Annotated in this window: 4 protein-coding genes; all 4 read right to left on the bottom strand. The window is 64.9% G+C overall.

Going from position 1 to position 5,782, the window contains the following annotated elements:
* Positions 1–44 precede the first annotated feature (44 nt).
* Positions 45–2,012 carry a TRAP transporter permease gene (locus MK313_RS17650; protein WP_287783449.1) on the bottom strand — a complete coding sequence of 656 codons (1,968 nt, stop codon included), beginning with the start codon at positions 2,010–2,012 and terminating at the stop codon, positions 45–47.
* A 108-nt stretch (positions 2,013–2,120) separates the two neighbouring features.
* Positions 2,121–3,119, bottom strand: a complete 999-nt coding sequence (locus tag MK313_RS17645) for a TAXI family TRAP transporter solute-binding subunit (RefSeq protein ID WP_121217045.1) — start codon at positions 3,117–3,119, stop codon at positions 2,121–2,123.
* A 197-nt stretch (positions 3,120–3,316) separates the two neighbouring features.
* Positions 3,317–5,017, bottom strand: a complete 1,701-nt coding sequence (locus MK313_RS17640) for a thiamine pyrophosphate-binding protein (protein WP_287783447.1) — start codon at positions 5,015–5,017, stop codon at positions 3,317–3,319.
* A gap of 331 nt (positions 5,018–5,348) precedes the next feature.
* A partial coding sequence (locus MK313_RS17635; protein ID WP_287783444.1) for a DUF3047 domain-containing protein occupies positions 5,349–5,782 on the bottom strand: 434 nt, incomplete at its 5' end.

The raw sequence follows: 5,782 nt of genomic DNA, 5'->3' as shown, positions 1-5,782 counted from the left end.
GCTAAATGGGGCGAGGCTAGACAGGATAGGACGCCCGGCGGCGGTCAGGCCGCCGCCGCTTTCTGCCGCTTCAGATCGAGATACTGCCAGCCAGTTACCCCAGCAAAGAAGCAGAGACCGATGGCGGAGCTGGTCAGCCCCGGCATCAGCAGCCCGCCAGCCGCCGGCAGCAGCAAGGCGCGCTGCACCCAGTTCACAGGCAGCATGTAGTGGCCTTCCAGGATCAGGTTCAGCGACATCACGCCGATGAACGCCATCAATGAGACCATCGCCACATAGGGCAATGAGCTGTCGATCCCCAGGATTTCCGGATGGATGGCGAACAGGAAGGGCAGCAGGAAGCCCGGCAGCCCCAGCCGCACACCGATCATGCCGGTCCTGAAATAGGAGGCACCGGCGATCTTCGCCGCGATCAGCGAGGACACCGCCACCGGCGGGGTGATCGCCGAGACATTGGCGAAGAAGAACACGAACATGTGCGCCGCCAGGATCGGCACACCCAGTTCGATGAGCGCCGGGGCGCCGAGCAGCGCCACCAGGATGTAAGCCGCAGAGGTCGGCAGGCCGAGACCGAAGGCAAGGCAGGAGACGGCGGCGATCAGCAGCAGCGGCCACAGCTCCCCGCCCGCCATGTCCAGCATGGCGAAGGACAGCTTCTGCGCGAAGCCGGTGACGACCAGAATATCCACCAGCACGCCGATGACGGCGACGACGATGGCAACCTGCGCGCCGCGCAGCGCGCCGTTATAGCCGATGCGCCCCAGCATCTGCAGGGTGTGCGCGATGCGGCCCGCAAGACCGTCCCAGCCGATCACGAAGTCGCGGAGGATGGTGAGGCCGACCAGGATGCCGGTCGCCTCGATGGCGACGCCGCCCGGCGAACGGCCGGTGATCAGCACCACCACCAGATAGGTGATGGCGACATAGAACGGGATGTTGCGCACCGTCGCCTTCAGGAACGGCTCCGGCAGGAATTCCTTCTGCAGCTCCTCCGCCCGGTCGCGCACGTCGATGTTGCGCTTGATGGCGCGGATATGCACCGCGACCATCAGATAGGCGTAGTAGATCAGCGCCGGGAACACCGCCGCCTTTACAATCTCGACATAGGGGATGCCGGTGATGCCGACGATCAGGAAGGCCGCCAGCCCCATGATCGGCGGGGTGATCTGGCCGCCGGTCGAGGCCACCGCCTCCACCGCGCCGGCGAATTCGCCCTTGAAGCCGAAACGCTTCATCAGCGGAATGGTCAGCGCGCCGGTCGAGGCGACATTGGCGACGGAAGAGCCCGAGACCATGCCCATCATGCCGCTGCCGACCACGGCAACCTGTGCGGGGCCGGCGCGGGTCTTGCCGCCAATGCGGTAGGCGGCACCCATGATGTAATCGACGCAGCCGGTCATCTCCAGCGCCGCGGCGAACAGCATGAAGGGGAAGATGGTCCCCGCCGACAGCTCCGACAGGCCGCCCAGCAGCCCCTGGAAATAGGGAATCGAGGTATAGCCCAGCAGCCGCTTCAGCCCGATGCCGGCATGGAAGAACAGGTCGCCCGGAATGAGATAGCCGAAATAACCGTAGAGCAGCGTGGCCACCGCCAGTGCGCTCATGATCCAGCCCCATTCGCGCCAGGCGGCATACATCGCCAGCAGCAGGAACAGCACGCCGATGCCGATATCGACATCGCTGACGATGAACTGGCGCTCGGTGGTGATCGCCTCATGCTCGATGAAGATGTAGAGCAGCGGTATCAGCGTGATCGCCGCCATCGCCACGAAGTGCCAGCGCTGGAAGCGGCTGGTGCCGTCCTTCACCGCGAGCGCCAGGAAGGTCAGCAGGATGCCGCCGGCGATATGCACGACCTTGAACTGGCCACCGGGCAGGAAATAATTGGTCAGCTGGAACACATGCACCAGCACGAAAGCCACGGACAGCAGGCCGGCAAGAATGATGAGTCCGGCATGCGGGGTTTCGTCGGGAACGAAATAACGGGCGAGGCGGTCAGTCCAACTCGTCACGGGCGTGGCTTTCCTGGGAAGCGGGTGAAACGGTCAGTTACAGCACTTGGATACGGTAAGGGGCGGCCCGTTCCCAAGCCGCCCCATACTCTATCATGTTATCGCGGCTCAGCTGGCAATCGTCAGCTCGTCGCGCCACAGGCCCTTTTCCTTGAAGTACTTGGCCGCACCCTTGTGGACCTTGAAGCCGGTCATCAGGTATCGCGCGCCGAACTTGGCATCGATGTCCTTCAGCTGCTTGCCGATGGACTGCACCTCGGCGGCATTGTCGAAGATCGCCTTGCAGACCTGATAGACGTCCTCTTCGCTCATCTTCGGATGGCAGGCCAGGATGCCGGAGAAGGAAGCGACATCCATCGGCTTGTCGATGGTCTTCCAGTCATTCGGGTTCAGCTCGCCGGAGACGACGCCCGGATTGATGGCCTGGGCCTTCTTCATGACATCCGTCGGGATCGGCAGGATGCGCACCGGGGTGGTGGCTTCCAGCTCGGTCAGGATCGGCGCCGGGCGGCTGTTGGTGAACAACGAGGGGATGCAGTCAACCGCACCCGCGCGCAGCGCGTCATAGCTCTCGCGCCAGGAACCGTAGGTCCAGTTCACCTTGATGCCCGCCGCCTCGAACAGAACGCGCCACATGGCCGCAGTCGAGCTGCCGGCCGGGGACGGCATGCAGCGCTTGCCTTCCAGGTCGGCCAGGGTCTTGATCGGGCTGTCGGCGCGCACCATCGGGGTGCAGTTGAACACCGTGTAGGCCAGCACCTGGTTGACGTCGATCTTCTTGCCGTAGGGCTTCTCGCCATTCACGGCGGGCTGCCAGTCGGTCGAGGTGGTCTGGCAGAACTCCATCTGGTTCTCGCCGATCAGCGCCATGTTCTCGGCGCCGCCGCTGGTGGCCATGGAGGAATTCTTCAGCTTGGTGTGCTTGTTCACCGTCGAGGCCAGCGCCTCGATGATGACGTAGCCGGTGGAACCGATCGAGGACGAACCCCAGCGGTTCGCCTGCTGCGCGAAGACGCTGGTGCTGGGAACCAGCATACCGGCGGCGGCGGCGAGGCCGAGGCTGCCGAGCAGCGTCTCGCGGCGGGAGATCGAATAATCCTTGGTCATGCGTGTGCCTCCTTCATTTCGTCCGCCCCTGCCCGGAGCGGACCCCCGGCGCCGCCGCCCGGCGACGCCATTTCACAGTGAAAGCCTGGATATTAACGTAATTCCTGTCCCAACTCTTTTCGTCCCGGTCCGGCCTGTCAACGGAATTTACATCCTATCTTACCCAGGCCGCCCGGTTCACGGTCGGCATTCAGCGATCAGGCCACCCACTCACTGACCGGCGCGCGCGCCTCGTGCAGCGGCTGGCAGACGATATCCACCAGCGTGGGGCCCTGATATTCGGTGGCCTGCTTCAGCACCGACTTCAGCTCGGCCGGGTCCTCGACGCGGAACGACCTGATGCCGAACGCCTCGGCGACCTTGGCATGCTGGGTCTGCGAGAAATCGACCGAGAAGTAGCGGGCGTCGAAGCCGGTCTTCTGGCCGGCCTTGATCCAGCCATAGACCGAATTCGAGATGACGATCATCGTCACCGGCGCGCCAATGCGCGCGATTGTCTCCATCTCGCCAGCAGTGAAGCAGAAGCTGCCATCGCCCATGATGGCAACGGTCTTGGCGCTGGGCCGGCCATAATGCGCGCCGACGGCGGCCGCCATGGAATAGCCCAGCGCGCCATGCGCCCGGTTGGAGATGAAGTGCCGGCCCGGCTTCAGAAACTCGTAATAGCCGGAGAAATAGGGGCACGGCGTACCGGGGTCGCAGACGATGACCGAATCTTCCGGCAGGATCTCGTTCAGCGTGGCGACCACGCGCTCCGGCTTGATCGGCGCGTCATTGCTCTGCGCCAGGGCACGGAACGCCTCGAACTTCTTGCGCTTGGCATCCGCCACGGCGCTGCCCCAGGCCTGGGTCGGCTTGTGCGTCTTGAACTCGCCTTCCATCGCGCCGTACAGCGCCTCCAGCGCCAGCCGCGCATCGCCGATCAGCGTTGCGTCGGTGCGGTAGATGGCGCCCGGCACCATCGGGTCGGCATCGATATGCACGATCTTCGCCGAACCCGGCGCCGGATAGCGCCAGCGCTCCGTGGTGACGGAGCCGGCGCGGCAGCCGATGAAGATGACCAGATCGGCCGAATTCACGATCTCGCGGGTTTCCACCACGCCGCCATTGGAGCCGACGACGCCGACCGACAGCTCATGCCCCTCGCCGATCGAGCCCTGGCCGCTGATGGTGGTGGCGACCGGCGCGCCCAGCGCCTGCGCCTGCTTCAGCAGGATGGCCTCGGCGCCGGCGATGACCACGCCGCCGCCGCAGACGAACAGCGGCTTCTTCGCCGCCAGGATCAGCTCCGCCGCCTTCTCCACATCCTTCGGGTCCGGCCCGTAGCGGCGCGAGGGATAGCTGCCCATCTCCGGCTCGGCCCAGACATCGCTCTCGTCCACCGGCCCCTTCTGCACGTCGAACGGCAGGCCCAGATGCGCCGCGCCCGGCTTGCCGCTGGTCATCTGCTGGAAGGCAGCGCGCAGCGTGCGCGGGATATCGACCGAGCGGTCGATAACGGTGTTGTACTTCGACAGCGGGCGGAACAGCGCGTTCTGGTCCAGCTCCGTCAGCGTGTAGCGGCCGCGCGAGGAGACCGCGATGTCGGTGGTTACCGCCAGGATCGGGATCGAGCTTTCATTGGCTTCCACCACACCCGGCAGGATGTAGGTGGCACCGCCGCCGCTCGGCCCCTCGCAGATGCCGACCTTGCCCGACGTGCGGGCATAACCGTCCGCCATGTAGGAGGCCGAGCGCTCGTCGCGGGTCAGGATGTGCTTGATGCCATGGTCCAGGCGGTAGAAGGCGTCGTACAGCGGCAGGCTGGTGTCGCCGCACAGGCCGAACACGATCTCCACCTTGTGGTGCTGAAGCATGCGCACGAAGGCTTCGGCGCCGGAAAGCTGATTGGTTGCCATGGATGGCCTCTCTTGAACGGCTGGCGGATGGGCTGGATGGCCGGAAGGGATGATCGGACCGGCAAACCGGCCCGTCAACGAAATATGATGACAGATTTGTCAACAATCTCGTCAGCAATGTCAAGACGGCGGGATCAGGCCGGTAATTTTCTGGTTTGATCTAACACTCTTCTTGTCATTGCCGGGCTTGACCCGGCAATCCAGGGGCCGCGTTCTGTATCGCCACAGGCTGAGCACCGCCCCTGGACCCCCGGGTCAAGCCCGGGGGTGACACGAGGGGGACAAGCCCGGGAATGACGGTGGAAAACTGGAAGACGGACCGGCCTGCCCGTCACTCCGCGCCCTGGAAGCTGATATCGGCGATGCGGGCCAGCGTGTGGCCGGGCTGGTCGTCGGCGTCGGCGGAAATCGCGATATAGGCGACCGGCGGCGGCGCATAACCGAAGAAGCGCCGGAAATCGGCCTTCAGATCGACGCTCTCGGTAACCCAGTCGCGAAGCGGCGCATTTCCGGCGCGCAGGATGACGATGCGCCCCTCATCGCCCAGATAGGGGCTGACCAGCACCTCCCCCGCCTTCTGGATGCCGCCCCAGGTGTAGGTGATGACCCGGACTTGTGGCGGTGCGCCCATCATGCTGGCGGCGAGCGAGCGCATGAAATCGCTGGTGCTCTCATCCTGCTCGAAGCCGACATGCAGGGCGATAGGACGGTCCGCGCGCTCCTTCCGGCCGAGATCGACCGGCTCGATATCCGACCGGTCCACCC

Origin of the sequence: Oceanibaculum sp. (assembly GCF_022449305.1) — a bacterium.
Taxonomy (GTDB): Bacteria; Pseudomonadota; Alphaproteobacteria; order Oceanibaculales; family Oceanibaculaceae; genus Oceanibaculum; species Oceanibaculum indicum.
This window is presented reverse-complemented; position numbering and strand designations above follow the sequence as displayed.

What these genes read in the sequence shown, in the direction of transcription:
- MK313_RS17645 (WP_121217045.1), bottom strand. Translation starts at nt 3,119, where the DNA reads ATGACCAAGGATTATTCGATCTCCCGCCGCGAGACGCTGCTCGGCAGC.
- MK313_RS17640 (WP_287783447.1), bottom strand. Translation starts at nt 5,017, where the DNA reads ATGGCAACCAATCAGCTTTCCGGCGCCGAAGCCTTCGTGCGCATGCTT.